The following is a 24,779-nucleotide window of genomic DNA, read 5'->3' as shown; positions in this document are numbered from 1 at the left end:
GACCCGGACGACACCACCTTCACCCCCGTGGCGGCCGACCTGATCGGTGTGGGTTCGGACACGAGCCAGCACGCGGTGTTCTCGTTGGCGAACGCGTGGAACGCGAAGACTCCGGCGCCGGCGTTCAAGGTGGCCTCGTTCGCTGCGACCGGTGGTGGCACGATCACGCTGCCCGGTGGTGCGATCACGCGTCCGAACGGTTCGGGTGCGGGCAAGAACCTGCTGCACGCGGGCACGAACAACCCTGATGTGGACTTCGCGCGGGCGTCGAGTCTCGTTGAACGACGCGGAGAAGTCCGATGGTCTGCAGCAGTTCCCGTTCGCGGTGGACGAGTCTGTCGATGGCGGTGTCGAAGAACGTCGTCTCGAACGCTCCGGCGACGTTGACGCCGGCCCAGATCGTGGGGATCTACAAGGGTGAGATCACGAACTGGTCGCAGGTCGGTGGCACTGCTGGTGTGATCGCGCCGAAGATCCCGCAGGGTGGTTCGGGCACGCGGTCGTTCTTCGTGGCGCAGGCTGAAGGCGATGAACGGTGGTGTGGACGTCACGCTGGCTGCTTCGGTCGCGGAGGTCCAGGAGCACGACGACACCGCGATCAAGAGCGACCCGAACGCGGTCGCGCCGTTCTCGGTGGGTCGTGCCTCGCTGCTGGGTGACACCCTGCGGATCGAGGGTGGCTGGACCGCGCAGCGTGCGTTGTACAACGTGGTGCGTGGTGCCGATGTGGCCAACGACAAGGTCCAGGCCGTGTTCGGCTCGACGGGCTTCTTCTGCTCCGACGCCGCCCGCGCCCTGATCCGCGACGCCGGCTTCAAGCAGGCTCGCGACCGACGCCCGTGGCGGCGTCTGCGGCGAGCAGACCCAGAACCCCACCAGCAACTTCACGGTGAACCCCGGCAACGCCGACGACACCGACTTCACCCCGGCCTCCGCCGACCTGATCGGTGTGGGTTCGGACACGAGCCAGCACGCGGTGTACTCGTTGGCGAACGCGTGGAACGCGAAGACTCCGGCGCCGGCGTTCAAGGTGGCCTCGTTCGCTGCGACCGGTGGTGGCACGATCACGCTGCCCGGTGGTGCGATCACGCGTCCGAACGGTTCGGGTGCGGGCAAGAACCTGCTGCACGCGGGCACGAACAACCCTGATGTGGACTTCGCGCGGGCGTCGGTACTCGTTGAACGACGCGGAGAAGTCCGATGGTCTGCAGCAGTTCCCGTTCGCGGTGGACGAGTTTGTCGATGGCGGTGTCGAAGAACGTCGTCTCGAACGCTCCGGCGACGTTGACGCCGGCCCAGATCGTGGGGATCTACAAGGGTGAGATCACGAACTGGTCGCAGGTCGGTGGCACTGCTGGTGTGATCGCGCCGAAGATCCCGCAGGGTGGTTCGGGCACGCGGTCGTTCTTCGTGGCGCAGCTGAAGGCGATGAACGGTGGTGTGGACGTCACGCTGGCTGCTTCGGTCGCGGAGGTCCAGGAGCACGACGACACCGCGATCAAGAGCGACCCGAACGCGGTCGCGCCGTTCTCGGTGGGTCGTGCCTCGCTGCTGGGTGACACCCTGCGGATCGAGGGTGGCTGGACCGCGCAGCGTGCGTTGTACAACGTGGTGCGTGGTGCCGATGTGGCCAACGACAAGGTCCAGGCCGTGTTCGGCTCGACGGGCTTCTTCTGCTCCGACGCCGCCCGCGCGCCGATCGAGGCCGCCGGCTTCAAGCAAGCTCGACATCGAGGCCGACGGCGGTGTCTGCGGTGAGCAGACCCAGAACCCGACGACCAACTTCACCTACAACGGTCACGAGAACGCCGCGGTCGCCACGACCTCCACGCTCGAGGCCAGCAGCAACACCCCCGGCCAGGTGGTCCTGACCGCGACCGTGTCGTCCGACCCGGCCGCCCAGGGCACGTTCACCTTCAAGGAGGGCAGCACCACGCTGCAGAGCGGTGTCGCGCTGACGAGCGGCCACGCCACCCAGACGCTCACCGGCGTCGCCGGCGGCTCGCACACCTACACCGCGCTGTTCGTCCCGAACGACGGCTTCCTCGCCTCGGACGCCACCGCGACGGTCAGCGTGACCGCCGTCCCGGTCGCCGTCGCGACCTCGGTGAACACCCTCGCCACGAGCACCTCGGCCCGCCGGGTGACCCTCAGGGCGACGGTGGCCCCGGCTGGTGCCACCGGCACGGTCACCTTCCGCGACGGCGCCACCGTCGTCGCCTCCGGTGTCCCGGTCTCCGGTGGCTCCGCCACCCGGCTGGTCAGCGCCGCCCCGGGCACGCACCGGTACGCCGCGCAGTTCGTGCCGGCCAACCCGGGTGCCTTCAAGGGCTCGACGGACGCCACCCCGGCGGTCGTCGCGGTCAAGACCACCGCGTCGATCACCGAGTCCTTCCCGGCCACGGTCGCCAAGGGCAAGCGCGCCCGCGGCACGGTCGCCGTCACCCTCGTGGGGACGACGGCCAAGGCCACCGGCAAGGTCGTGGTGAAGGCTCGGCGCCAAGGTGGTCGGCCAGGGCACCCTCGTCGGCGGCAAGGCGACCTTCACGCTGGCGCGCCTGCCCAAGGGCAAGAAGACGCTCGTCATCACCTGGGCGGGCAACGCGCTCGCCCCGAAGGCCACGAAGGCCTTCGTCATCACCCAGAAGTGACCCGTCGGACCCGGGCGGCCGTCGTACGGCGGCCGCCCGGGCTCCGCCCTGAACCATCCGAAGGACATCCGCATGACCCTCTCGCCGCCCCCCGCCGGGCCACGACTCCTTCTCGGCCGACACCGAGACCCTGCCGCCGGTGCCCCGGCTCGACCCGGCGACCTCGGTCGACGGACCGGCCCCGGCGGCGTTGGCCGAGCCTGCAGGCGCGCGACATCACCGCCTGGTTCGGCACGCACAAGGTGCTCGACCGGGTCTCGCTGACCATGCCCGCCGGCGGCATCACCGCCCTGATCGGCCCCTCCGGCTGCGGCAAGTCGACCTTCCTGCGCATCCTCAACCGCATGCACGAGCTTGGTGCCCTCGGCCCGGCTCGCTGGTGAGGTGCTTCTCGACGGCGAGGACATCTACGACCCCGGCAAGCGACTGATCGACGCCCGCCGCTCGATCGGCATGGTGTTCCAGAAGCCCAACCCGTTCCCCGCGATGTCCATCCGCGAGAACGTGCTCGCCGGCCTCAAGGCTCACCGGCACCCGGATGCAGAGGAGCGACAAGGAGAGCCTCGTCGAGTCCTGCTTGGTCAAGGGCGGTCTCTGGAACGAGGTGAAGGACCGGCTCGACGCCCCCGGCGGCGGGCTGTCCGGCGGTCAGCAGCAGCGCCTGTGCATCGCCCGCTCGCTGGCGATCCGCCCGCGGGTGCTGCTCATGGACGAGCCCTGCTCGGCCCTCGACCCGACCTCGACCCGGGTCATCGAGGAGACGATGCTGGAGCCTGGCGCGGGAGGTGACGATCGTGATCGTCACCCACAACATGCAGCAGGCCGCCCGGGTCTCCGGCCAGTGCGCCTTCTTCCTCGCCTCCCAGGGCACGCCCGGGGTGATCGTCGAGCACGGCGACACCACGGCGATGTTCCAGAGCCCGCAGGACCCGCGGACCTACGACTACGTCAACGGCCGCTTCGGCTGATCTCGGCTGACCCCGGCGACCGGCCGGGTTGTCGGCGGGACTCAGTACGCTGGAAGCACACCCCCGGTCCTCACCGACCGGGGGCGCTCGTGCTGTCCCACCCCCGGAAGTGAGCTCCCGTGCACCTCGCCGGCATCGCCGACGCCGTCCTCGCCGACCCTGCCCTGGCCACCGCGCTGGCCGAGGCGACGCAGGCCCGCCAGCCGACCGGTGAGCCTGACCGGGCCGGAGGCATTGCGACCGTTCCTGGTGGCGGGTCTGGCCCGCTCGGGCCGCACCGTGCTGGTGGTCACCGCGACGACCCGCGAGGCCGAGCAAGCTGGTGGCCGAGGTGGGGGACCTGGTGGACCCGGGCGGGGTGGCCTACTACCCGAGCCTGGGAGACCCTCCCGCACGAGCGGCTGAGCCCGCGCAGCGACACGGTCGGCCGCCGGCTCGCGGTGCTGCGGCGGCTGTGCCACCCCGGGGCGGCGGGTACGACGGCCGCGCCGGTCAACGTCCTGGTCGCCCCGGTGCGCTCGGTCCTGCAGCCGCAGGTCAAGGGCCTGGGGGACCTGACGCCGGTGGAGCCTGGCGACCGGGGACACCGCCGAGATCGAGGACGTGGTCGCGGGGCTCGCCGGGGCGGCGTACTCCCGGGTGGACCTGGTCGAGAAGCGCGGCGAGTTCGCGGTGCGCGGCGGCATCGTGGACGTGTTCCCGCCGACGGAGGAGCACCCGCTGCGGGTGGAGTTCTTCGGGGACGAGGTGGACGAGATCCGCTCGTTCGCGGTGGCCGACCAGCGCACCATCGAGAAGGTGGACCGGCTGTGGGCGCCGCCGTGCCGCGAGCTCGCTGCTGACCGACGAGGTGCGGGCCCGGGCCGCCGAGCCTGGGCCGCACCCACCCGCAAGCTGCTGGAGATCACCGACAAGGCTCGCCCAGGGCATCGCCGTGGAGGGCATGGAGGCGCTGATCCCGGCGCTCGTCGACGAGCTCGAGCCTGCTCGTGGACCTGCTGCCGGCCGACACCCAGGTGCTCGTGCTCGACCCCGAGCGGGCGCGCGCCCGGGCCCACGACCTGGTGGCGACGAGCGAGGAGTTCCTGGCGGCGTCCTGGGCGACCGCGGCGAGCGGGGGACAGGCGCCGATCGACCTGCAGGCGGCGTCGTACCACTCCCTGGGCGACGTGCGGGCGCACGCGCGGGGGCGCGGGCAGAGGCTGGTGGACGTTCAGCCCGTTCGGGCTCGACGAGGAGGTGCCGTCCTCGGCACAGCCCGCGCCGTCGTACCGCGGCGACGTGGCGAAGGCCTTCGCCGACATCGCCGGCTGGCACCGCGCCGGCCGGCCCGTCGTGGTGGTGCACGCGGGGCACGGGCCCGCGCACCGGATGGTCGAGGCACTGGGCGAGCAGGACGTCCCCGCCCGGCTGGTCGAGGAGATCCCCGCCGGGGCGAGCCTCGACCCGGCGGTCGTCACGATCACCTGCGGCGCGCTCGCGCACGGCCTCGTCGAGGAGACGCGCGGCCTGGTCGTGCTCACCGGCGAGGACGTGGTCGGCGCCAAGGCCAGCACGCGCGACAAGGGCGCGATGCCCGTACGACGCAAGCGGCAGATCGACCCGCTGGAGTTCAAGGCTGGCGACTACGTCGTGCACGAGCAGCACGGCGTCGGGCGGTTCGTGGAGATGAAGCAGCGCGAGGTGCAGGGTGCGGTGCGGGAGTACCTCGTGCTGGAGTACGGCCCCTCCAAGCGCGGCGGGCCGCCGGACCGGCTGTTCGTGCCGGCCGACACCCTCGACCAGGTCACCCGGTACGTCGGCGGCGAGCAGCCCAGCCTCGACCGGCTCGGTGGCGGCGACTGGACCAAGCGCAAGAACCGCGCCCGCAAGGCGGTGCGCGAGATCGCCTCCGAGCCTGATCAAGGCTGTACGCCGCGCGCCAGGCCACCCAGGGCCACGCCTTCGGCCCGGACAGCCCGTGGCAGCGCGAGCTCGAGGACGCCTTCCCCTTCCACGAGACCCCCGACCAGCCTGACGACGGTCGATGAGGTCAAGCGGGACATGGAGCGCACGGTGCCGATGGACCGCCTGGTGTGCGGCGACGTGGGCTACGGCAAGACCGAGATCGCCGTGCGGGCGGCGTTCAAGGCGGTGCAGGACGGCAAGCAGGTGGCGGTCCTCGTGCCGACGACGCTGCTCGTCAACCAGCACCTGGCGACTTTCAGCGAGCGGATGAGCGGCTTCCCGGTGATCCTCAAGCCGCTGAGCCGCTTCCAGACCGACAAGGAGGCCGCGGAGACGATCGCCGGCCTCGCCGACGGCACGGTCGACGTGGTCGTGGGCACGCACCGGCTCTTCAACGCCGAGACCACGTTCAAGGACCTCGGCCTGATCATCGTCGACGAGGAGCAGCGCTTCGGTGTCGAGCACAAGGAGGCGATGAAGCGGCTGCGCACCTCCGTCGACGTGCTGTCGATGTCCGCGACGCCGATCCCACGGACGCTGGAGATGGCGATCACGGGGATCCGCGAGATGTCGACGATCACCACGCCGCCCGAGGAGCGCCATCCGGTGCTGACCTACGTCGGGGGCTACGAGGACCGCCGGTCGTCGCCGCCGTACGGCGCGAGCCTGCTCCGTGACGGCCAGGTGTTCTACATCCACAACCGGGTCAGGCTCGATCGAGAAGGCCGCGGCGAAGATCCGCGAGCCTGGTGCCCGAGGCGCGGGTCGCCACGGCGCACGGCCAGATGGGGGAGCACCAGCCTGGAGCAGGTGATGCTCGACTTCTGGGAGAAGCGCTTCGACGTCCTCGTCTGCACGACCATCGTCGAGTCCGGCATCGACGTCTCCAACGCGAACACGATGATCATCGAGCGCTCGGACACCCTGGGGCTGAGCCAGCTGCACCAGCTGCGCGGCCGGGTGGGTCGTTCGCGGGAGCGGGCCTACGCCTACTTCCTCTACCCGACGGAGAAGCCGCTCACCGAGACCGCGCACGAGCGGCTGGCAACCCTGGCCCAGCACTCCGACCTCGGTGGCGGCATGGCGATCGCGATGAAGGACCTGGAGATCCGCGGCGCCGGCAACCTGCTCGGCGGCGAGCAGTCCGGGCACATCGCCGACGTCGGCTTCGACCTCTACGTCCGCCTCGTCGGCGAGGCCGTCCGCGACTTCCGCGACGACGGCGGCGCCCCGGAGCAGCCTGGAGGAGGTCCGCATCGAGTTCGCCGGTGGAGGCCCACCTGCCGCACGACTACATCCCCAGCGAGCGGCTTCGCCTGGAGATCTACAAGCGCCTCGCCGAGGTCCGCACCGACGCCGACGTGGACGAGGTGGTCGCCGAGTCTGCAGGACCGCTACGGCGAGCCGCCCGAGCAGGTCACCGCGCTGCTGCTCGTCGCCCGGTTCCGGGCCCGGGTGCGTGCGGCAGGCGTCAAGGAGGTCACCACGGTGGGCAAGAACGTCCGCTTCCACCCGGTGGTGCTGCCGGAGTCGCGGCAGATCCGGCTCAACCGGCTCTACCCGAAGTCGATCGTCAAGCACCAGGCTCGAGTCGGTGCTGGTGCCGCGTCCGGGCACTCCGGGACGAACGGGAACGCCGCTGGAGGGGGTCGCCCTGCTTGAATGGGCGCGACTCGTCCTCGACTCGGTCATCGACCCCAAGGAGTAGGCACCGTGCGCCGTCGTACCTCTCTCGTGTCCGCTGTCGCCGCGGCGGCCCTGCTGGCCGGCTGCGGCCCGACCGACGACGCGCCGGAGCCCGGCGTGGCGGCGTCCGTGCAGGGCGAGTCGGTGCGGCTGTCCCGGGTGGACGACACGGTCGCGGCGTTCTGCTCGCTACTGGCCACCGAGGACGGCGCCCCCGTCTACGCCAAGGCCAGCGTCCGCTCGCAGGCTGGCGTGGAACTGGGCGCAGGCGATCGCGGTCGAGAAGCTCGCCGGCAAGTACGACGTCACGCTGCCCTCCGGCACGATCGACCCCGACCTGGTGAAGCGCTCCTGGAACATCGGCAACGGTGTCGACGACGAGGACTTCGACTCCTTCGAGTGGCTGACCTGGATCCAGGCTGCGGCTCAGCGACCCGCTGCTCGCGATCGGCAACAAGGAGCCTGGTGGCGCAGACCGGCCAGCCCGGTAGCCAGGACGCGGCGCTCGCCGCCGGCACCCAGGTCGTCGACACCTGGCTCGACGGGCACGACGTCCACCTCAACCCCAGCCTCGGCACCCGGGACCCGAAGCAGAACGGCTTCCTCGGCGACGACCTGTCCGTCGCGGTGAGCGGTGCCGCCCGCCAGGGCAACGAGCCTCGCCCGGTTGACGGCCCAGCAGGCCGCCCAGCCGCCCGCCGCCCAGCGCTGCGGCGCCGCGAGCGCCCCGCAGGCACAGCCCGGCGCATGAGCCCGCGCACGGCCCGGCGATGAGTGAGCCCGGCGCGGTCGACGAGTCTCGTCGCAGTGATGCGGCGGCTGCGGGCCGAGTGCCCGTGGAAGCGCGAGCAGACCCACCGCTCGCTGGTGCGCTACCTGCTCGAGGAGACCTACGAGACGGTCGAGGCGGTCGACGACGGCGAGGCGTCGGGGGACTGGTCGCACCTGGCCGAGGAGCCCGGCGACCTGTTGCTGCAGGTGGTCTTCCACGCGGCCATCGCCGAGGAGCGCGGCGAGTTCGGCCTCGACGAGGTCGCCCGCGGGATCACCGCCAAGATGATCCGCCGCAACGTGCACGTCTTCGGCGACGTCGACGCCGGCGAGACTCGACGCCGCGGCCGTCAACGACCTGTGGCAGCAGGTGAAGGCCACCGAGAAGGCCGGCCGGCGCCTCGACGACGGCATCCCGCCCGCCCTCCCCGCCCTGCTGTACGCCGACAAGGTGCTCGACCGGCTGGAGCGGGCCGGCACGCCGGCGCCGCTCGAGCCCGCCTCCGCCGACATCGGCGAGCGGCTGCTGGGGCTGGTCGCCGAGGCCCGGGCGGCCGGGGTCGACCCGGAGCAGGCGCTGCGCGACGCGGTCCGCACCCGGCTCTGAGGATCGCGGGTTTCCCCGTCGCCCCTGCGCGGTAGGTGTGCCGGTGGCCGCGCCCGCGGCCCGTGATGACTCGGCATCCGGAGGCCCCCCATGCGTCGTACCCGTCCGTCCTGGCCGGTCACCCTCGTGACCGCCCTGCTCCTGACCTTCCTCCCCGCGGGCCTGGTGGTCACCGCGTCCGCGCCGGCCCAGGCCGACGAGTGCTACACGTGGGGGCGCACGCTGCGCGAGGGCGCCTCGGGCGCGGACGTGACCCAGCCTGCAGATCCGGGTGGCCGGGTGGATCGGCTACGACCAGGGGTTCACCGTCGACGGGCAGTACGGCCCGGCGACCGCGACCGCGGTGCGCGGGTTCCAGGCGGCGTACGGGCTGGGTGCCGACGGCATCGCCGGGCCGGCCACCTTCAGCAAGATCTACGCCCTGCAGGACGCCGACTGCACGCCGGTCCACTTCGACTGGAGCGAGGTCGACGACGTGTGCTTCGGCGGGTTCCCGACGCCGGTGTCCGGCACGACGGTGGCCCAGGTCAAGGCCAACCTGATGCAGGTGATGTGGCGGGCCGAGGCGTTGCGGCACCGCCTCGGCGACCAGCCGCTCCGGGTCACCTCGGCCTACCGCAGCGCCGAGTGCAACCGCCGCGTCGGCGGCGCCTCCAACAGCAACCACCTCTACGGACGGGCGATCGACCTGGTCCCGGGCAGCAGCGCCACGACGATCTGCGGGATCGCCCGCGCTGCCCGCTCCACGGCGTTCCGGCAGGTGCTCGGGCCGGGCTATCCCGACCACGACGACCACGCGCACCTGGCGATCCAGTCGACGCGCTCCTGGTCGGCGCCCACCTGCGGGATCTGACGCCTTCCGCCGCGCCGCGCCGGGCACTAGCGTCGGCGCCGAGGGCCGGGCACCGGGTCCGGCCGGCTTCGAAGGGTGGGTTCGTGATGGCGGGCAAGTTCGAGGTGTACGAGGACAAGGCCGGGAAGTTCCGCTTCCGGCTCAAGGCGTCCAACGGCCGGGTCGTCGCCGTGGGCGAGGACTACGAGACCAAGTCGGCGGCGATCAAGGGCACCGAGGCCGTGCAGCGTGCCGCCGCCGGCGCGACGATCGACGACCAGACCGACTGAGGATCACAGCAGGCGGAGCAGCGCGGCCCACGCGGCCCGGCCCAACCGGCGGTCGGCTTCCTCCGTGCCGCCGCGCTGCATCCGCTGGCCGGCGAGGACCACCGGCTCGCCCGGAAGCACGGTCCGGTGCCCGGCCCCGGCGTCGGTGACCAGGACGGTCTCGTGCCCGTGGGCCGTACGACGCGCACGGATCGCCGTCGCGTGCTCGACCGCCGGCCAGACCCGGTCGTCGCCGCCGGCGACCAGCAGCAGCGCGGGGATCCGCTCGACCGGGATGATCGCGGCGGGCACCCGATCGGCGAAGCGCTCCCGGGAGACCCGGTAGAGGCCGTCGTAGGCGGGCGGGTCGGTGGCAGGCTCCCAGTCCGGGTCGAAGGGGACGAAGGGGAGCGGCTCGCCGCCGAGCGTCCAGTGCGAGGTGGTCCGGCCCTCGCTGGTGATGTCCGCCCACACCACGTCGCTCGGCGCGAACGCCGCCACGGCCGCCACGACGGGGGAGTGCGCGCCGGTCAGCAGCGCCGCCTCCGCGCCGAACGAGACGCCCGCGACCAGCACCCGGTCGTGGTCGCGGCGCAGCGCGGCGACCCGGTCCAGGAACGTCTCCAGCGGGATCTCCCAGGGTCCGTCGTGCTGGCCGGGGCCGCCGAACCAGCGCACCGACTCCGCCGTCACGCCGTGGGTGGCCAGCAGCCGCGCCCGGGCCGCGTCGACCCGCCCGCTCGACCCGCCGAGCACCAGCGCGGCCGTACCGGACGGCTCGTCGGGGACGAACCGCACGCCCTCGATGCCCGTGGTGGGCTCCTCGCGGGTCACTCGTCCTCCATGACGCCAGCCTAGGTTGCGGCGCTCCGCGCTGGGCACCTGCGAGACGTGAGCACCCTCGCGAGTCCCTCCCGCACGCCCGGCTGGCTGAGCCTGGCTCCCTTCGTCGCCGCTGTGGCGGCGGTAGCGGTGCTCGGCGGCCTCGCGGCCAGCGGCTCCGCCCAGACCTACCGCGCCCTCGACCTGCCGCCGTTCGCGCCGCCGTCGTGGCTCTTCGGCCCGGTCTGGACGGTGCTCTACGTGATGATCGCCGTCTCCGGATGGCTCGCCTGGCGGGCCGGCGCGGGTCGCGCGGCGCTCGGCGCGTGGGTCGTCCAGGCTCCTGCTCAACCTGGCCTGGACGCCGCTCTTCTTCGCCGCCGATCGCTACGGCTGGGCGCTCGTCGACATCGTCGCGCTCCTCGTCGGGGTGGGCGTGACGATCGCGCTCTTCGCCCGGCGCTCGCCGCTGGCCGCGTGGCTGCTGGTGCCGTACGTCGCGTGGGTGGCCTTCGCGACCGCGCTGAACCTGGCGATCGTCGTCCTCAACTGACCTGCCCGCGGTTTGTCCACATGTGACATCTACGCCCTATCAATTGTTGACTCGGCGGGCTAGCGTGCGTGCCGACCACCGTCGTCCGCTCGGGAGTCCGCCATGGTCGTGTCCGCGCACGCCTCCGACGACGTCCTGGCGCGCCCGGACGACGACCTCCGGGCGGCGGTACGACGCGACGGGCTCGACCCGCAGGCAGAGGTCGCCACGGTGCGGCAAGCTGGCGAGGGACCTGGTGCGCGCCCACGACGAGCGCAGCCTCACCGGCGTCGTACCTCCGGTGGGGGACCAGGACACGGTGGTCAGCGAGTCTGGTCGCGCGGGTGGCCGGGTTCGGGCCGCTGCAGCCTTTCCTCGACGACCCGACGGTCGAGGAGATCTGGATCAACGCACCGGACCGCGTGTTCCTGGCCCGCCGCGGCCGGCACGAGTCGACCAACCTGGTGCTCGGCGAGGCCGAGGTCGGCGACCTGGTCGAGCGGATGCTCAAGTCGACCGGGCGGCGGATCGACCTGAGCCGTCCGTTCGTGGACGCGATGCTCCCGGCCGGGCACCGGCTGCACGTGGTGCTGCAGGGCATCTCGCGGGGCTTCATGGCCGTCAACATCCGCAAGTTCGTGGTCCGTGCGCACCGGCTCTCCGGTTCGGTGGAGGCTCGGCACGCTGCCGCCGGGGGCGGCGCGGTTGCTGGAGGCCTCGGTGCGGGCCGGGCTCAACATCCTCGTCACGGGCGGCACCCAGGCGGGCAAGACGACGCTCCTGAACTGCCTGGCCGCCGCGATCCCCGGCGGGGAGCGGGTGATCTCCGCGGAGGAGGTCTTCGAGATCCGGTTCCCGCACCCGGACTGGGTCGCCCTGCAGACCCGGCAGGAGGGGCTCGAGGGCACCGGCGAGGTGCGGCTGCGGGACCTGGTGAAGGAGTCGCTGCGGACACACATGTCCAGTTGTCGCACCATGAAGATGGCTGCCGCCTGAGGGTCAGCGCCAGCCCGCCGGACCGTCGTCGAACTCGTCGTAGAGGTCGTCTTCCTCGTCCGGGTCCCACCTCGCGTCCACGATGCCGGGGTGGCCGGTCGGCAGCGAGTGCGGGTCGCCTCGCCGCCGTGCCTCGTGCTGGCGCCTCTCCCACGCCCTTAGAGCCCGGGAGCCATCGAGGATGACCCTCTCCTCGCAGTCATCGGCAGGTTTCCCGCAGCGGCACCGGCCGGAGCCCGTCTCGAAGTGGAGGAGGTGGAGCATCGTCATGTCTCGCAGCACGCGGTCTCGGCTACGGAACGCGCGGTTCTGCTCGGAGATGGCGTCGTCCAGCACCTGTCGGTCGACGTTCTCGTAGACGACCTGAACGGGGCGCTCTTCGAGTTCCTGCCGGAGCCCGGCGATGGTCTCGTCGAGCGCAGCCACCTCGCGGAGACGCTGCTCGGTCAGGCGCTCCTCCTGCTCGAGCAAGTCCTCCTGATACATCTCGATGTGGCAGGCATTGCGGCGCTTGAGGTCGATCTCGTGGCTGCCCTGGTGCTTCGAGCAGAGGCCGCACACGACGGCGCGCGATGGCAGGCCGTCGGGAGCGCGGACCTGTGCGTAGATCGCGTTGGTCCGTCCGCAGCATGTACACCCCGCCATAGCGGCAGAGTCTCATGCGGCACCGACAGATCTAGGCTGCGTCTATGTCCCGGTGGCAACTGCGTCGGCTACCCGTTGGGCCGCCTCTTCGATCGACTCGTGCTCCCAGATCCTTACGACGGTCCAGCCCTCCGCCGTGAGTAGAGCGTCCTGCTCTCGGTCGCGCTCGACGTTCCGGCGGAGCCTTCGGCGTCCAATAGTCGGCGTTGCTCCTCGGCTGCGTCCCATGGACGGGGCAGGCGTGCCAGAAACAGCCGTCTACGAAGACAGCCACCTTGGCTCGCGTGAACGCGATGTCCGGCCTGAGTCTGGCGCCGCCCAAGTCGAGCCGGTAGTCCTTGCGGAAGCGAAGACCTGCGCGATGCAGGGCGCTCCGAATCGCTACCTCGGGCTTGGTGTCGACCCGGCGATTGCCGAGCATCGTGCGCCGCGTGGCGGGCGACGACGCCCACGATTCTGGAGCCACGCGGCAAGCCTATGCAGCGTCAGGCATGGCCGAGTTGATGCCACCTGGCCCGAGGAATGAGAGACTCGAACACATGAGCGATCGACACGGCTCCTGGATGCGGCGAGCGCCGAGGTCGAGTAGGTAGTGTTCGCGGCATGACCACAGATGCTCCGGCGTTTCGTTTCATTGACCTCTTCGCCGGGGTTGGTGGCTTCCACGCCGCGCTGAGGGCTTACGGCGGAGAGTGTGTCTACGCCGTCGAGATCGACAAGGCTGCCGCATCGACCTACGAGCGGAACTGGGGCCACAGTGCACTCGGCGACATCACTGAGGACGCGAACGACGACGTGATGAACGTCCCCGCACACGAGATCCTGGCAGCAGGTTTCCCGTGCCAGCCGTTCAGTAAGTCGGGAGCGCAGCGCGGGATGGACGAGGCGCGCGGCACGCTCTACTGGAACATCCTGCAGATCATCACGAAGCGGAAGCCGAAGGTCGTCCTCCTCGAGAACGTCCGCAATCTCGCCGGGCCTCGCCATGCTCACGAGTGGCAGGTCATCATCGAGACCCTGCGCGACGAGGGGTACCGCGTCTCGGAGACTCCGGCAATCTTCTCGCCCCATCTGCTGCCGCCCGAGCGTGGCGGGCGCCCCCAGGTTCGCGAGCGCGTGTTCATCACGGCGACCCACAACCCCACCGGCTTGGGCGACGACCTCCCGGTTCACCCTGTAGCGCTTCCGAGCGACCGCATCGACGGGTGGGAGCCGAAGCAGGAGTGGCACCTCGAGGACCTCCTCGACGACTCCCACAACATCGACGGCTGCGACCTGACGGACTCTGAGCGCCTGTGGATCAACGCATGGGACGAGTGGGTGCAGAACTGGTACGAGGCGACCAACGGTCGGCGGCCCCCAGGGGTACCGATCTGGGCCGACGCCTGGACCGAGTTCGCGGCCGTGAAGAAGGCGTTCCACGGCATCCCCGACTACCGCGACCTCATGGAGGCCGACCCCGACCTTCCGCAATGGAAGGCAGGCCACCTCGCCAAGAACTACGCCCTCTACGCCGAACACAAGCAGTGGATCGACAAGTGGGCCAAGCGCTGGAAGGTCTACACCGATGCGTTCCCGGCCTCGCGCCGCAAGCCTGGAATGGCAGGCGCAAGACACCCCTCGGCTGTGGGACACGGTGATGCACTTCCGGCCATCGGGGATCCGGGCCAAGCGGCCGACGTACCTTCCGGCTCTCGTGGCGATCACCCAGACCAGCATCGTCGGCCCTCGCGAGCGTCGCCTGTCTCCTCGAGAGACGGCGCGGCTGCAGGGCCTGCCTGACTGGTTCGACTTCGGCGACCAGCGCCCTGCTGCGAGTTACAAGCAGATGGGCAACGGCGTGAACGTCGGCGCCGTGTGGCACGTCCTGCGGGAGCACGTCCTCCGCGACGAGGACGTGCTCAAGCGCACTGCCGCCGGTCGGCGAATCCTCGATGCCGTGTGGAGTGCGCCGCTCTCACCGGACGCACGCCTCGAGGCGATGGCGCCAACTAAGCCGTGATGCGCTCCTCGAGCGACCTCGTGTAGATCAAGAAGTTGTCGATGTCGGCCTTGCGGATCGACACCTTCGGCTTGCGTGGCGCGCCATCGGGCTGCCTGAAGTCTGTCTGGAACTCCTTCAGGACGAAGTCGACGTTGGCTTGGTTGACCTCAAGGACCTTCACACGAACGAAGCGCACAAACTTCCTTGAACTTCCCGGCGTACGACAGCGGGTCGTACGCCTTGCGTCCGACATGGCCGACCGACTTGCGCCACTCGTTCCAGGCGATTGTGGCGAGGTTCTCGTTGTCGCGGCCGTGCCAGGTCTCGTGCTCGTAGATCACGTACCAGAACCGGCCGTACTCATCGAGGCACTGGAAGAACTTCTCCGCCGCATTGCCTGGTGAGTCGTCCACAGCGATGTTGCTGGCCTTGAGGTCGCCGAAGTGCTCGGTGACGCCGCCACGAAGGAGCCGCAGGTCGTAGTCGTACTCCGACTTGCGCTTCTCCTTCTGGACGACCAAGAGGTGCTCGAGGCCGTGCTCCTTCACGAAGCCGCTGAGGCGGTACTCGAGGTAGAAGCCCTGCCACTCGTTCTGGAACTTGTCCGGCCAGTTGGCGGCATGCATCTCCTGGACGGCCGCAAGCCCGTCGATCCTGCTGCCGTTCAAGAACTCTGTCGTGAAGCGATCGAGAACGTCGATGTGCGGGTTCTTCTCCTCGTAGCCAAAGCGCATATACGTCTCGAACTGATCCGCTCGAATGCTGGTCAGTCGGTTGTCGTTCTGGTCTACCCGCGAGAACTGGCCGAGGGTCTGGGCCTGGAAGAGATCGTTCGTCGACACGTGTGCCGAGGAGTTGTTGAGTCCGTGCTCGATGTACGTCGTCGGGTCGAAGTCAACGAAGATCGTGGTGCCGTCGTAGTGGTAGACGCCGACGAATCGGGGCGTCAGCCCTAGGTACGTGGCGTGCGCATGGGCTGCCATCCATTCCTTCGGCATCTGGATGCGCTTCTTGTAGGCCTCCCAAGGGTTTCCGAGGTAGGTGATCTGCCTGCTCAGAATTGCTTGATCTCCGTACAACACGATCTTGTCGCCAGCGAGCGGTTCGAGCGTCGCGCCGGGCAGAGCATCGAGGATCAAGCCGAGCCGACGCTTCTGCGACGAGCCTTCTTGTCGACGTCATGAAGGAGGGCTCCATCAGGAGCGATCTGGTCGACGACGGTGTTGCCCATGCAGGTATTCGTACCAGCCGATGCCGGACGCCGTGGCCGGATTGAGCACCGTCGGCGAGGCGCACATGCGGAACACGAAAGGCCCCGCCCTCCGAAGAGAGCGGGGCCTGACTGGCTACCTGGGTAGTCAGTGCGTTTACACGCGGTCGGATCGACCGGCGATCTTGTCCTTCTTCCACTTGTAGCGCTCGGCGAGGAAGTCGCGGACCACCTCTGAGAGGACATCGCCGTCGGCCTCGACCTTCTCCCGGACGTGGGCCAGGAAGTCCTTGTGGAGCACGACCGTGAACTGCGAGTTGTCCGGCGAGCGCCTAGAACCGGTGCGGGGCTTCGGTGTCATGTCACCAGCCTAGAGCCTGGGCACCTCCGGCTCGGTGCCGACGACGAACGCCTCGCCTGGATCGAAGCCGTGGGACCTGGCGAACTCCTCACGCGTCCCCAGAGCCTCGACGAGGTACGGCATCGGCTCGCCGTCCCTGCCTGTGACGCGTTCTCCGTCCGCCGTGACGACGTCGAGCAGGTCGAAGCCGAGCACCTCGAACAACTCGGTCATGATCTCGACCAGCACGTTCGGCTCGCGGTCGGTGAAGATGGCGAGGATGCCCTGCGTCACGCTGTGCCGACGGAATCGCTCGACCACCTCGTGAGCGCTGGCGAGCATGTCGTGTCCGATGTCGAATCGGGCCGCCGGAGTGATGGGGCCGAGCCCCAGCACCACGACGCTGTCGGTGGGCACGAAGCCGAGCAGGCCGCAGACCGTCCGGGGGACGTCGGCCGCGCTGCGGATGACGACGGCGGCCATCAGTCGACCTGCTCGACGTCGAAGGTGCTCGAGTCCTGGGCAGAGCCCTCCTCGATGGCCTCCCGCGCGTTGTAGTCGCGGTCGGTCCACAGACTGCGCCACTCGTTGTCGGCGATCTGGCGAGCGTCGTCCTCGTCGTACGCCTCGACGGTCACCGGGACCGAGACGAGCACCTGCACCGACACGTCGAAGGTGCGACGCGGCGGCGTGAGTCTCACCATGCAGGGTGCGGTTCAGGTCGCGGATGAACTCGTCGGCCTCCTCGCACCATCCCCGGTCGATGGCCTCGCGACGGAACGCGGCCGAGATCTCGCGGATGTCCGAGTCCCAGTTGGTCCGGATCAACTGGACCTCCCCTCGGAGCCGGTTGACCTCGCGCTGCAGGTCCTCGACCTTGACCTCGGCGCCGGTCTTCTCCCGGATGAGGGCGGTCACGCGCTCCTTCTCGAGCCGGAGTTCCGACCGGGCGGAGTCGAGCAGGTCGACGGCGATCTTGCGCTGCTGGTCGCACAGGGCCAGGGCCTCGCGGAGTTGGTCGGGGGTGTGGTTGTCGTACATTGGGGTCACTTCCTTCTTTGGCGAGTTGGGAGTTCGGGCGGCCTCGACCTCGTTGTCGAGGCCGCCCTTCTGGCTACTTGGGTAGTCAGTCGGTGAAGACGGTTCGGGCGTGCTCGTCGGTCCAGCGCTGCTCGACGCCCCGCAGGAGCATCGAGACGAGCACGGGCGCCTCGGAGTTGATGTCGGCGACGACGAGCGCGAGACGGCCGCGCACGATGCGATGGCGGCCCTGGTGGGGCTCGACGACCCATGGCTGCCGGAGCGCGGCCGCGACGGCCTCCCAAGGGATGCATCGACGTTCTCGGACGTCCCCCGCGTGGCGGGTCACGACGACATCGGCGAGGTCCCAGCCCCTCACTGCCACGTCCTCCTGACGACGAGTTCCAGGTGAGCTAGCCGGGCCTCAGCGCGGACCAGGCGGTGCGAGAGGACCAGGACGACCGGGATCGGGAACAGGAGCGCGCCCACCGTCCAGAGCAGGAATCGAGTGCGACGGGCAGCAAGGCTCATCACGCCGACACCTCGAACGGCAGGTACGCGCCCGTGTCGATGTAGTGCTGGCGAGACGCCGACGATGCCGTGTCGAGCGACGGCAGGCCCGACAGGCTCGCCCCGTAGCGGGCGATGCCCTGGTGCTTGCTCGTGGTCGTCGAGAATCGACGCGACGTGAAGAGCCAACCCTCGTCGATCGTCAGGACGGCAATCGGCGTCGAGTACGACAGGACGACGTACGCCGCGCGGCGCTCGAGGATCGCGACCGCAACCGGGTCGGATGGCTCGAGTCGACCGATGGTGTCGACGTCCCGGCCCTCGCGGCCGGTCAGCGACCCATGGGTGCGGAACGGGCGACGCTCGGCGACCTCGTGGTGCGCGAGTCTGGTCGGGATGGTGGACATTGCTTCCTCCTCGACTGGCTACCCGGGTAGTCAGTCCGACGAGCGAGCCAGGGCATGCCGAGGAGAGGTCTCGGCGCGACCGAGCGCGCGGATGGTTGGCGAGTTGGGACGGCATCGAGCGATGCCGCTAGGTCGTCCGGGCGACCTCGACCGCCCACCAGTGCCGCGACTGGTGGGGATCGGCTACGTCCGGGTACGACGAGCAGGCCCGCGACGATCCAAGGTCGCGGGCCTGCGGTGTCGTGTCATGCGGCCTTGGCGGCCTTGGGCGCGTCAGCGGCCTCGATGGCCTGCAGGAGGGCCTGGGCCTGGGCGATCGACTCGCGCAGGTTCTTGGCGGCCGTGGCGCGCTCCGTGGCGCTGGCCTTGAGGATCTGGGCGCGCTTCGCCTTGGCGTCGCTCACGGCGGCCTTGATGGCGCCCGTGGCCTTGATCGCGGGGGAGACCTTGACCGCGACCGATCCGGCCGACGAGCCGTTGCCCGTGGCCTTGCTGCTCTTGGCGGAGGTCGAGCGCGACGCGCGGGCCGTCTTCCGCTTGGTGCCATCGGCGCCCGTGCTGGCCTCGGGCACCTCGGCGTCGCCGTTGGCGATGGCCGCGCGCACCGCCTTGGACACACCAGCGGGCGACTTGCCGACGATGGGCGCGATAGCCCGGACGCTCATGCCCTCCTCAGCGCAGGCCACGGCGACGATGGTCCAGTCGATCGCGGCCGTGTTCTTGGGCAGGGCCTTGCCGATCACCTCAGCGGCGAACGTGGTCCAAGACTTGTGCTCGGTGGCGGTCCAGTCGCCTGCCTCGCGGATGGCCTTGATGCTGGCACGGAACGCGAGGCGAGCCGCGCGGATGTCCTTGACGGCGTCGGTCAGGTCGGCGGCCAGTGCGGACAGGGTCTCAGCGGTGATGGTGCTCATGTGTCTTCCTTCTGGTGATGGCTAGTCAGGCCGTTGGGTTGGGCCGTCTGGCCCGTGGCGAGTTGGTGACTGGACACCATCCTGAGGCATGGCAAGCCGTGGTGTCAAGTCACCACGTCAACGCAATCTGAGGACTGGCTACTGAGGTAGTCACTGCCAGCCCTGACCCCATGGCCTGCCCTGACCCCATGGCCTGCCGCGCGTGCCCTGACCCCTCAGGCCTTGGCTTGGCCTGCCCTGTCTGCCCTGCCCTCAGGCCCGCAGGGGTGGCGGGGGTCCCCTTGCCCTCAGCGCGGGCCGAGCCGGTCGCAATAGCCACCCTGGCCCTGTACGGGTTCCAACGTTTGTCAGCCTACCTGGTTGAGCACCAGGCTGGGGGCCTCCTGGGGCCGTTTACACCCACCATCTCGGCGCCGTCGGCAGTGCTCGACCTGGCCTGCCTCTTCCTCAACCATCGAAGTGTGCGAAGTGTGCGGAAGTGTGCGAAGGCCTCTCGTCCGCACGCTTGGCAGTGAAGTGTGCGAGTGTGCGACAGCGTACGGAGTACGCACGCTCCGCACGGTTCACGCCCCCAGCGGCCGGACGGTTTCAGGTCTTGAAGTGTGCGGGGTTTTGATCTCTCCCCATCCCGGCGGCGACGGTGCTCTGGTTCGCCCCCGGCACCCTCGCCCCCTTGGTCCGTGTGAACGACCGGTGCCTACACCCACATGACGGGGCGCCAGACTTTTTCGGCCTCATCTGCACTTCGAGCCTTCGAGGCTCGGTAATCTTGTTAGCAGTGAAGGAGCAAGGTCTCCTTCGCCCGCTCGATTCCCATCCGGGACCTTCAGCAGCGGTGACTCAGATTGCCTGTCACCCAACTGGAGGTAACCCCCGTGATCGACCGCAGCAAGTGCCGCCAACTCCCCGACGGAACCGACCTGATCGGCACCCTCGGCGCCGCACACGAGTACAAGACCACCCCGCCCGCCTTCATCGAGGCGGCCAAGAAGGCTGGCCTCAAGCGCTACGCCACCCGCACCGTTCGCGGCCAGGTCGCGCACCTGTGGGAGGTCGACGCCGTCGAGGAACTGGCCCGCCAGCGCTTCGCCAACTCCCTCGTCGTCGACACCCACGACATCGTCGAGGCCCCGTACGAGTCCGAGGGCAACTGACCCATGGACACCGCTCTCGCAAACGAGAATGGCGCCACCCCGGCACAGGGTGACGCCAACGCTCTCGCGCTCTCAAGTCTACTCGGCGACGTCGACACTTCTGGTGCGTCGTCGTGGGAGCCCGAGGACGCCGACGAGATGGAGCGTCGGCGCCAGGAGCGCAACCGCCTCCGGGACCTGCAGTGGGAGGCTGACCAGCGCAGGCTCAAGCAGGCCGAGGAGAAGGCCGCCGAGGAGCAGAAGGCCGAAGAGGCCCGCAAGGCTTTCATCGAGCGGGAGGTGAGGCACGCTCGGCTGCAGGCCGAGGCCAAGGCCGCCATCGCCGCCGACAAGGCGGGATCGCTCGACCTGCCGGAGATCCCGACGCTGGCCGAGTTCCTGACCGCCGACTTCGACACCCCCAAGTACGTCGTCGGCGACCTCTGGCCCGCCGGTGGTCGTGTCGTGTTCGCCGCGTACCAGAAGTCCGGCAAGTCGACGACGACCCACAACCTCGTCGCCGCCCCGGCCGACGGCAAGCCGTTCCTAGGCGAGTTCGACATCGAGCGTCCGCACAAGGTGGCGCTGCTCGACGCGGAGCCTCCCGCAGCAGACCCTGCAGGAGTGGCTGCGCGACCAGGCCATCGAGAACACCGAGAACGTCCTGCCGATCTCGCTGCGTGGCCGTGAGGCGGCGTTCAACATCCTGGACGACGCGACCCGTGGACGCTGGGCCGAGACCCTGGGTGGCCTCGACGTGGACGTCCTGATCCTGGACTGCCTGAGCCCGATGCTGACCGCGTTCGGCCTCGACGAGGACGGCGCCGCTCGGCCCTTCCTCGACGCCCTCGGCGTGCTCTGCGAGGAGGCCGGGATCGCCAACTTGCTCGTCGTCCATCACATGGGCCACGGTGCGAACCGTGCTCGCGGTGACTCCCGCATCCAGGACTGGCCCGACGCCAACTGGAAGCAGGAGCGTGTAAACGCTCGCAAGGAGGACTCGCCCCGGGTCTTCTCGGCGTTCGGCCGCGACGTCAGCGTGGGCGAGTCCCGATTGGACTTCGACGCCCACACCCGGAAGACGACCATCGCCCTCGCCACCGGATCACGCAAGGACGTGAAGATCGCGGCGGCCGTGGATGACGTCGTCGGCTTCGTGACGGAGCACCCCGGCGCTTCGGTGCGCGGGATCCAGGACGGACTCAAGGAGTCGGGCCACGCTCGCGACCGCATCCGCGACGCGATCAAGCAGGCCATCGAGGACGGCTACGTCGAGGCCCGGCCCAACGAGGGTCGCGGTGGCGGTCTGCGCCACTTCGCCGTCGAGGACGAGTCATGACGTGCTGGTGCTGCGGCCTCTGGCTGCACCTCGACGAGTGCACGGGCGAGGTCCCGGAGTTCTGCCCGGCGTGTGGTGAGCCGACGTCCGGCCGCGACGACGACAACCCTCACGGCGGCTGCGGCGACGACGAGTGCTCGTTCCACACGGGCCACTGCCTGCTCGAGGAGCCCCGCTACCGGCCCGACGAGTGCGACTACTGCCGGGAGGCGTTGTGACCACCCTCGCCCTCGCCGCGCTCCTGGGGGCCTGGCTCTACATCCTGTTCAGCGGAAGGACTATCCCGTGACCGACCAGCCGTACGAGGTCGCCCGGCGCGGCTACCCGACCATCGACGAGCCACCCGCACCGCCCACCGGTGACGAGTTCACCAACGCCCGGATCATCATCAACAGCGCCCGCCTCGTGCTGCTCCCTGGCATGCCGAGCCCGAAGCTCACCGGGACCGACACCGCCGAGGACCGGCGCATCCTCGCCGCGTTCCTCCGGGAGCACGGTGTGCCGACGCCGGACTTCGTGCCCGTCGTGTACGGCTGGCTGGACTGCTACACGGGAGTCCTCGCCAACCCGGCCCATGAGCCCGGCGCCAACGGCCGGAGGGTCGCCTGATGGCCTCCGGGAAGTGGGCCGACAGTGACCGGCGCAAGCGGCTCCCGGGCGACTGGCCCGCTCGACGTGAGGCCACGAAGAAGCGCGCCGGTGGACGGTGCGAGGCCCGCCTGCCTCGCACCGGTGCTCGCTGCCCGCACCCCGGCTCTGACTGCGACCACATCGAGGCGGGCGACAACCACGACCTCTCGAACCTGCAGTGGCTCTGCCGCCACCACCACAAGCAGAAGACGAGTGGCGAGGCCATCGCAGGTCGGGCCGCCAAGAAGACCAACCCCCGCCGGAACCGCCGCACCGAACAGCACCCCGGCCTTCGCCGCAACCAGGAGGAAGCATGACCGTCGCCGCCAGCCCCGAGCGCCAGACCTTCAACGGCGCCATGGTCCGAGTCCGGCCCGCTCGAATCGAGAGCCTCGTCACCGAGGGTCGCGTCCGCGTCGCTCGCGTGCTCTGCTGCTACTGCAGCAAGATCCACGAGCACGTCGTTCCGGAGGACATCGTCCAGAGCGCACCTCTGGTCCGCACGGCTCGATGTAAGGGAGCCCCCGACTACCGGCTGATCCTCCCCGGCGACTGGACCGAGGAGCACGAGCTCCAGGCTCAGGGCACACGCCCGAAGGCCGCCGGACCCCGCGAGTACGTCCGCAAGTCCCTCGAGGGCACGATGCTGGGCGGCCTCCCGGTCCTCTGCGACGGCCCGGACTTCATCCGCGAGAGTGACCCCAAGGGCAAGAAGCGCCGCCGGATCTTCGGGCGCTGCGAGTGCGGCAACGTCGCCCTGGTCGAGGTCCAGGCCAAGGCCCAGTCCTGCGGCTGCAAGAGGGGTCGCCCCACCGACGACACGGCGCAGTACGACGCCTGGGTCGCCAGCCAGGGGCAGACCGCTAAGGCCTGAGCACCAGACATTCGAGTCCGTCGACGAATTGGAAGGAGAGGGCACATTGAGCCCGGCCACGAGGCGCCGGGACGCCCAGAACAGGTCGCCATGTGGAGCGGCCAAGAAAGGAACCATCGTGACCAACATCCTGATCGGCGGCCAGACCGCCATCGAAGAGGGCGACGCCGAGCGCATCGTCCGCACCTACACCCCCTCCGTCCAGGAGACCGCCGAGGAGCAGGCCGACGAGGCCCCCGACAAGGCCCCGATCTCCGACGCCGAGCGTCAGCGTCTCGACGAGTCGACGGCCAGCACCTTCCAGAGCGTGTTCGACAGCGACAACCAGTCCCAGGGCGAGCGCGCCGAGACCTACGTCGTTCCTGGCGAGTGGGTCAGCCCCGTCGTGAAGCAGCGCCGCAAGCAGGCGATGCTCCTCCCGCCGTTCGGCCAGATCAAGGATCTGAGCGAGCGCCTGTCCTTCGTCACGCAGTTCGACGGGATGCCCAAGCACGTCGCCGAACTCGCCCAGAAGGCCCGTCTCGCGATCGGCGCCGCCACTGAGGCCCACGAAAGCGCGAGGCACCCCGACAACCGCCGGTACGCCATCAGCACGGCCGCCAAGGACTCTGTCGTCCTGGCGATTGCCGAGGCCACCGCCGCCGTCGGTGCGTTCCAGGCCGCCGTCGATGAGTCGGTGGACGAGTGGTTCGACGGTCTGACCGCGAGCGTCGACAAGCAGCGGGCGGATGCCCTCAAGGCACTCCGCGCTGCAGAGAAGGCCTACGCCGCCTTCCGCTCGACCGTGAGCGCCGCCAACATGCTCGCGATCGAGACCGGGCGCTGGGACAAGTCCTGGCACTCCTCGACGATCCGGGAGCACGACCTGGACGTCCCCACGTCGTCGATCCGGGACGCGATCGGATTCCTCGAGGGTGACGACGACTTCGCCTCTGGTGCGTTCCTGACGGCCGACTACGGCGACTCGATCCCGCCGCACACCCTGGCGAAGACTCAAGCGCGGCGCCGAGGTCTCTGGTGGTGGCTCGTACGCCCAGCAGGTCTACCTCCGCGCCGTCAGCCCGACGGACTTCGAGGCTCGCCTCGCGGTCGAGACCAAGCACCTCATCCCGTTCCTCAACTCGGCCCCGACGGCTCCCGACCAGGCGGCTCCGGGCGAGAACGTGGCCGGTCGCAGCACCGGCGGCCCCCAGTGACCGTCGCGGCCGAGGCCGACGTGGCCCACGAGGAGTTCAAGCGCCGGATGCAGGCTCTCGAGGTCGAGGTCGCCACGCTCGTACGCGAGACGGTCACCCGCGACTTCCCGGACGTGATCGACGTCTCGGCCGAGCCTCAGGCCTGGGTGCCCTACAACACCCGCGCCTTCGCCCGCTGGTTCACCGTGGCCCTCCGGAGCCAGGCCGACCGGCTCGTGGACGTCCAGCCCACCGGAGCGGCTGGATAGGTCCGGCTCCTAGGCTGGCGTGCCAGACCGGACCAAGAGAGGCCCCATCGAGTTTCGCTCGGCGGGGCCTCTCGCCGTCTCTTCGCTGTCACAATGGTGTCGTGCCCCTCGATATGGCGTAGGGGCGCACCGGCACCGGCTCCTATGGTCAGGGTTTGGTCGGCCCGGAAACGCAGAAGCCCCTCGATCGAGACCGAACATAGCGATCTCGCACGGGGGGCTCTTGCATGTCCACTACGCAGGAGGGA

The 24,779-nt window shown here is 69.9% G+C and carries 32 protein-coding genes and 4 pseudogenes; 25 read left to right on the top strand and 11 right to left on the bottom strand.

The annotated features are described in order from the left end of the window. The first annotated feature begins 247 nt into the window (after nucleotides 1–247). From G5V59_RS13240 to G5V59_RS13195, 10 genes and pseudogenes are all read left to right on the top strand, one after another. Nucleotides 248–421 carry a hypothetical protein gene (locus G5V59_RS13240; protein WP_278256746.1) on the top strand — a complete coding sequence of 58 codons (174 nt, stop codon included), beginning with the start codon at nucleotides 248–250 and terminating at the stop codon, nucleotides 419–421. A 107-nt stretch (nucleotides 422–528) separates the two neighbouring features. Continuing rightward, nucleotides 529–1,149 carry a hypothetical protein gene (locus G5V59_RS13235; protein ID WP_278256745.1) on the top strand — a complete coding sequence of 207 codons (621 nt, stop codon included), beginning with the start codon at nucleotides 529–531 and terminating at the stop codon, nucleotides 1,147–1,149. A 93-nt stretch (nucleotides 1,150–1,242) separates the two neighbouring features. Beyond that, nucleotides 1,243–1,758, top strand: coding sequence for a substrate-binding domain-containing protein (locus tag G5V59_RS13230; protein WP_278256744.1), 516 nt, complete (start codon nucleotides 1,243–1,245; stop codon nucleotides 1,756–1,758). Then, a pseudogene (locus G5V59_RS13225) lies at nucleotides 1,730–2,356 on the top strand (Ig-like domain repeat protein); the annotation flags it as partial. The gene G5V59_RS13230 and the pseudogene G5V59_RS13225, both read left to right, overlap by 29 nt. A gap of 495 nt (nucleotides 2,357–2,851) precedes the next feature. Then, a pseudogene (locus tag G5V59_RS13220) lies at nucleotides 2,852–3,619 on the top strand (phosphate ABC transporter ATP-binding protein). Nucleotides 3,620–3,738: 119 nt separating this feature from the next. Continuing rightward, nucleotides 3,739–7,274 (top strand): annotated as a pseudogene (mfd, locus tag G5V59_RS13215) (transcription-repair coupling factor). A 26-nt stretch (nucleotides 7,275–7,300) separates the two neighbouring features. Further along, nucleotides 7,301–8,026, top strand: coding sequence for a hypothetical protein (locus G5V59_RS13210; protein ID WP_278256743.1), 726 nt, complete (start codon nucleotides 7,301–7,303; stop codon nucleotides 8,024–8,026). A gap of 36 nt (nucleotides 8,027–8,062) precedes the next feature. After that, the gene (locus tag G5V59_RS13205; RefSeq protein WP_278256742.1) at nucleotides 8,063–8,665 is read left to right on the top strand and encodes a MazG nucleotide pyrophosphohydrolase domain-containing protein; all 603 of its coding nucleotides are present in this window, start codon (nucleotides 8,063–8,065) and stop codon (nucleotides 8,663–8,665) included. Nucleotides 8,666–8,901: 236 nt separating this feature from the next. Beyond that, complete coding sequence (locus tag G5V59_RS13200) at nucleotides 8,902–9,483, top strand: M15 family metallopeptidase (protein ID WP_278256741.1); 582 nt, start codon at nucleotides 8,902–8,904, stop codon at nucleotides 9,481–9,483. Nucleotides 9,484–9,569: 86 nt separating this feature from the next. Further along, complete coding sequence (locus G5V59_RS13195) at nucleotides 9,570–9,752, top strand: DUF1508 domain-containing protein (protein WP_278256740.1); 183 nt, start codon at nucleotides 9,570–9,572, stop codon at nucleotides 9,750–9,752. A gap of 3 nt (nucleotides 9,753–9,755) precedes the next feature. Here G5V59_RS13195 and G5V59_RS13190 read toward each other — a convergent pair whose 3' ends face one another. Next, on the bottom strand, nucleotides 9,756–10,613 hold the full coding sequence (locus G5V59_RS13190) for an acyl-CoA thioester hydrolase/BAAT C-terminal domain-containing protein (protein ID WP_278256739.1): 858 nt from the start codon (nucleotides 10,611–10,613) through the stop codon (nucleotides 9,756–9,758). 9 nt (nucleotides 10,614–10,622) lie between these two features. Here G5V59_RS13190 and G5V59_RS36645 point away from each other — a divergent pair. The 4 genes and pseudogenes from G5V59_RS36645 to G5V59_RS13170 all read left to right on the top strand — a co-directional run. Beyond that, a pseudogene (locus tag G5V59_RS36645) lies at nucleotides 10,623–10,835 on the top strand (TspO/MBR family protein); the annotation flags it as partial. A 61-nt stretch (nucleotides 10,836–10,896) separates the two neighbouring features. Next, nucleotides 10,897–11,106, top strand: a complete 210-nt coding sequence (locus G5V59_RS13180) for a TspO/MBR family protein (RefSeq protein ID WP_341351207.1) — start codon at nucleotides 10,897–10,899, stop codon at nucleotides 11,104–11,106. Nucleotides 11,107–11,341: 235 nt separating this feature from the next. Further along, nucleotides 11,342–11,869, top strand: coding sequence for a hypothetical protein (locus tag G5V59_RS13175; RefSeq protein ID WP_278256738.1), 528 nt, complete (start codon nucleotides 11,342–11,344; stop codon nucleotides 11,867–11,869). Further along, the gene (locus G5V59_RS13170; protein WP_278256737.1) at nucleotides 11,806–12,081 is read left to right on the top strand and encodes an ATPase, T2SS/T4P/T4SS family; all 276 of its coding nucleotides are present in this window, start codon (nucleotides 11,806–11,808) and stop codon (nucleotides 12,079–12,081) included. Before G5V59_RS13175 ends, G5V59_RS13170 begins: the two co-directional genes overlap by 64 nt. Nucleotides 12,082–12,084: 3 nt before the next feature. On the opposite strand, the gene G5V59_RS13165 is transcribed toward G5V59_RS13170, so the two are convergent. Next, nucleotides 12,085–12,642, bottom strand: a complete 558-nt coding sequence (locus G5V59_RS13165) for a hypothetical protein (protein ID WP_278256736.1) — start codon at nucleotides 12,640–12,642, stop codon at nucleotides 12,085–12,087. 115 nt (nucleotides 12,643–12,757) lie between these two features. After that, on the bottom strand, nucleotides 12,758–13,147 hold the full coding sequence (locus tag G5V59_RS13160; RefSeq protein WP_278256735.1) for a hypothetical protein: 390 nt from the start codon (nucleotides 13,145–13,147) through the stop codon (nucleotides 12,758–12,760). A gap of 182 nt (nucleotides 13,148–13,329) precedes the next feature. On the opposite strand from G5V59_RS13160, the gene dcm reads away from it, so the two are divergent. Further along, entirely contained in the window at nucleotides 13,330–14,508 is a 1,179-nt protein-coding gene (gene dcm / locus G5V59_RS13155; RefSeq protein ID WP_278256734.1) for a DNA (cytosine-5-)-methyltransferase, read from the top strand. Nucleotides 14,509–14,554: 46 nt separating this feature from the next. Then, on the top strand, nucleotides 14,555–14,728 hold the full coding sequence (locus G5V59_RS13150) for a hypothetical protein (protein ID WP_278256733.1): 174 nt from the start codon (nucleotides 14,555–14,557) through the stop codon (nucleotides 14,726–14,728). On the opposite strand, the gene G5V59_RS13145 is transcribed toward G5V59_RS13150, so the two are convergent. From G5V59_RS13145 to G5V59_RS13125, 5 genes are all read right to left on the bottom strand, one after another. Then, nucleotides 14,718–14,891, bottom strand: coding sequence for a hypothetical protein (locus tag G5V59_RS13145; RefSeq protein WP_278256732.1), 174 nt, complete (start codon nucleotides 14,889–14,891; stop codon nucleotides 14,718–14,720). The two genes, G5V59_RS13150 and G5V59_RS13145, sit on opposite strands and share 11 nt — an antisense overlap. After that, a complete protein-coding gene (locus tag G5V59_RS13140; RefSeq protein ID WP_278256731.1) occupies nucleotides 14,878–15,849 on the bottom strand; it encodes a hypothetical protein in 972 nt (323 codons plus the stop codon). The genes G5V59_RS13145 and G5V59_RS13140 overlap by 14 nt, the downstream gene beginning before the upstream one ends. A gap of 228 nt (nucleotides 15,850–16,077) precedes the next feature. After that, complete coding sequence (locus G5V59_RS13135) at nucleotides 16,078–16,281, bottom strand: hypothetical protein (RefSeq protein WP_278256730.1); 204 nt, start codon at nucleotides 16,279–16,281, stop codon at nucleotides 16,078–16,080. 9 nt (nucleotides 16,282–16,290) lie between these two features. Next, nucleotides 16,291–16,743, bottom strand: a complete 453-nt coding sequence (locus G5V59_RS13130) for a DUF4192 family protein (protein WP_278256729.1) — start codon at nucleotides 16,741–16,743, stop codon at nucleotides 16,291–16,293. Then, complete coding sequence (locus G5V59_RS13125) at nucleotides 16,743–16,922, bottom strand: hypothetical protein (protein WP_278256728.1); 180 nt, start codon at nucleotides 16,920–16,922, stop codon at nucleotides 16,743–16,745. The genes G5V59_RS13130 and G5V59_RS13125 overlap by 1 nt, the downstream gene beginning before the upstream one ends. Nucleotides 16,923–16,950: 28 nt before the next feature. Between G5V59_RS13125 and G5V59_RS13120 the strand changes: the two genes are divergently transcribed. After that, nucleotides 16,951–17,397: a hypothetical protein gene (locus G5V59_RS13120; RefSeq protein WP_278256727.1), complete on the top strand. Its 447-nt coding sequence runs from the start codon at nucleotides 16,951–16,953 to the stop codon at nucleotides 17,395–17,397. Here G5V59_RS13120 and G5V59_RS13115 read toward each other — a convergent pair. From G5V59_RS13115 to G5V59_RS13105, 3 genes are all read right to left on the bottom strand, one after another. Then, the gene (locus tag G5V59_RS13115) at nucleotides 17,387–17,515 is read right to left on the bottom strand and encodes a hypothetical protein (RefSeq protein ID WP_278256726.1); all 129 of its coding nucleotides are present in this window, start codon (nucleotides 17,513–17,515) and stop codon (nucleotides 17,387–17,389) included. The two genes, G5V59_RS13120 and G5V59_RS13115, sit on opposite strands and share 11 nt — an antisense overlap. Nucleotides 17,516–17,810: 295 nt before the next feature. Beyond that, a complete protein-coding gene (locus G5V59_RS13110) occupies nucleotides 17,811–18,197 on the bottom strand; it encodes a hypothetical protein (RefSeq protein WP_278256725.1) in 387 nt (128 codons plus the stop codon). A gap of 245 nt (nucleotides 18,198–18,442) precedes the next feature. Further along, complete coding sequence (locus tag G5V59_RS13105) at nucleotides 18,443–19,111, bottom strand: hypothetical protein (RefSeq protein ID WP_278256724.1); 669 nt, start codon at nucleotides 19,109–19,111, stop codon at nucleotides 18,443–18,445. Nucleotides 19,112–19,986: 875 nt separating this feature from the next. Between G5V59_RS13105 and G5V59_RS13100 the strand changes: the two genes are divergently transcribed. The 8 genes from G5V59_RS13100 to G5V59_RS13065 all read left to right on the top strand — a co-directional run bounded on the left by G5V59_RS13100 (nucleotide 19,987) and on the right by G5V59_RS13065 (nucleotide 24,531). Next, on the top strand, nucleotides 19,987–20,265 hold the full coding sequence (locus tag G5V59_RS13100; RefSeq protein WP_278256723.1) for a hypothetical protein: 279 nt from the start codon (nucleotides 19,987–19,989) through the stop codon (nucleotides 20,263–20,265). A 3-nt stretch (nucleotides 20,266–20,268) separates the two neighbouring features. Then, entirely contained in the window at nucleotides 20,269–20,934 is a 666-nt protein-coding gene (locus G5V59_RS13095) for an AAA family ATPase (RefSeq protein WP_278256722.1), read from the top strand. After that, nucleotides 20,861–21,583: an AAA family ATPase gene (locus tag G5V59_RS13090; RefSeq protein WP_341351206.1), complete on the top strand. Its 723-nt coding sequence runs from the start codon at nucleotides 20,861–20,863 to the stop codon at nucleotides 21,581–21,583. The genes G5V59_RS13095 and G5V59_RS13090 overlap by 74 nt, the downstream gene beginning before the upstream one ends. Further along, complete coding sequence (locus tag G5V59_RS13085; protein ID WP_278256721.1) at nucleotides 21,580–21,801, top strand: hypothetical protein; 222 nt, start codon at nucleotides 21,580–21,582, stop codon at nucleotides 21,799–21,801. The genes G5V59_RS13090 and G5V59_RS13085 overlap by 4 nt, the downstream gene beginning before the upstream one ends. A 67-nt stretch (nucleotides 21,802–21,868) precedes the next feature. Beyond that, nucleotides 21,869–22,192: a hypothetical protein gene (locus tag G5V59_RS13080; protein WP_278256720.1), complete on the top strand. Its 324-nt coding sequence runs from the start codon at nucleotides 21,869–21,871 to the stop codon at nucleotides 22,190–22,192. Next, nucleotides 22,192–22,530: an HNH endonuclease signature motif containing protein gene (locus tag G5V59_RS13075; RefSeq protein ID WP_278256719.1), complete on the top strand. Its 339-nt coding sequence runs from the start codon at nucleotides 22,192–22,194 to the stop codon at nucleotides 22,528–22,530. The genes G5V59_RS13080 and G5V59_RS13075 overlap by 1 nt, the downstream gene beginning before the upstream one ends. Next, nucleotides 22,527–23,087, top strand: coding sequence for a hypothetical protein (locus G5V59_RS13070; protein ID WP_278256718.1), 561 nt, complete (start codon nucleotides 22,527–22,529; stop codon nucleotides 23,085–23,087). The genes G5V59_RS13075 and G5V59_RS13070 overlap by 4 nt, the downstream gene beginning before the upstream one ends. 118 nt (nucleotides 23,088–23,205) lie before the next feature. After that, entirely contained in the window at nucleotides 23,206–24,531 is a 1,326-nt protein-coding gene (locus G5V59_RS13065) for a hypothetical protein (RefSeq protein WP_278256717.1), read from the top strand. Nucleotides 24,532–24,779: the final 248 nt, after the last annotated feature.

It is taken from the genome of Nocardioides convexus (genome assembly GCF_011090295.1).
This window is presented reverse-complemented; position numbering and strand designations above follow the sequence as displayed.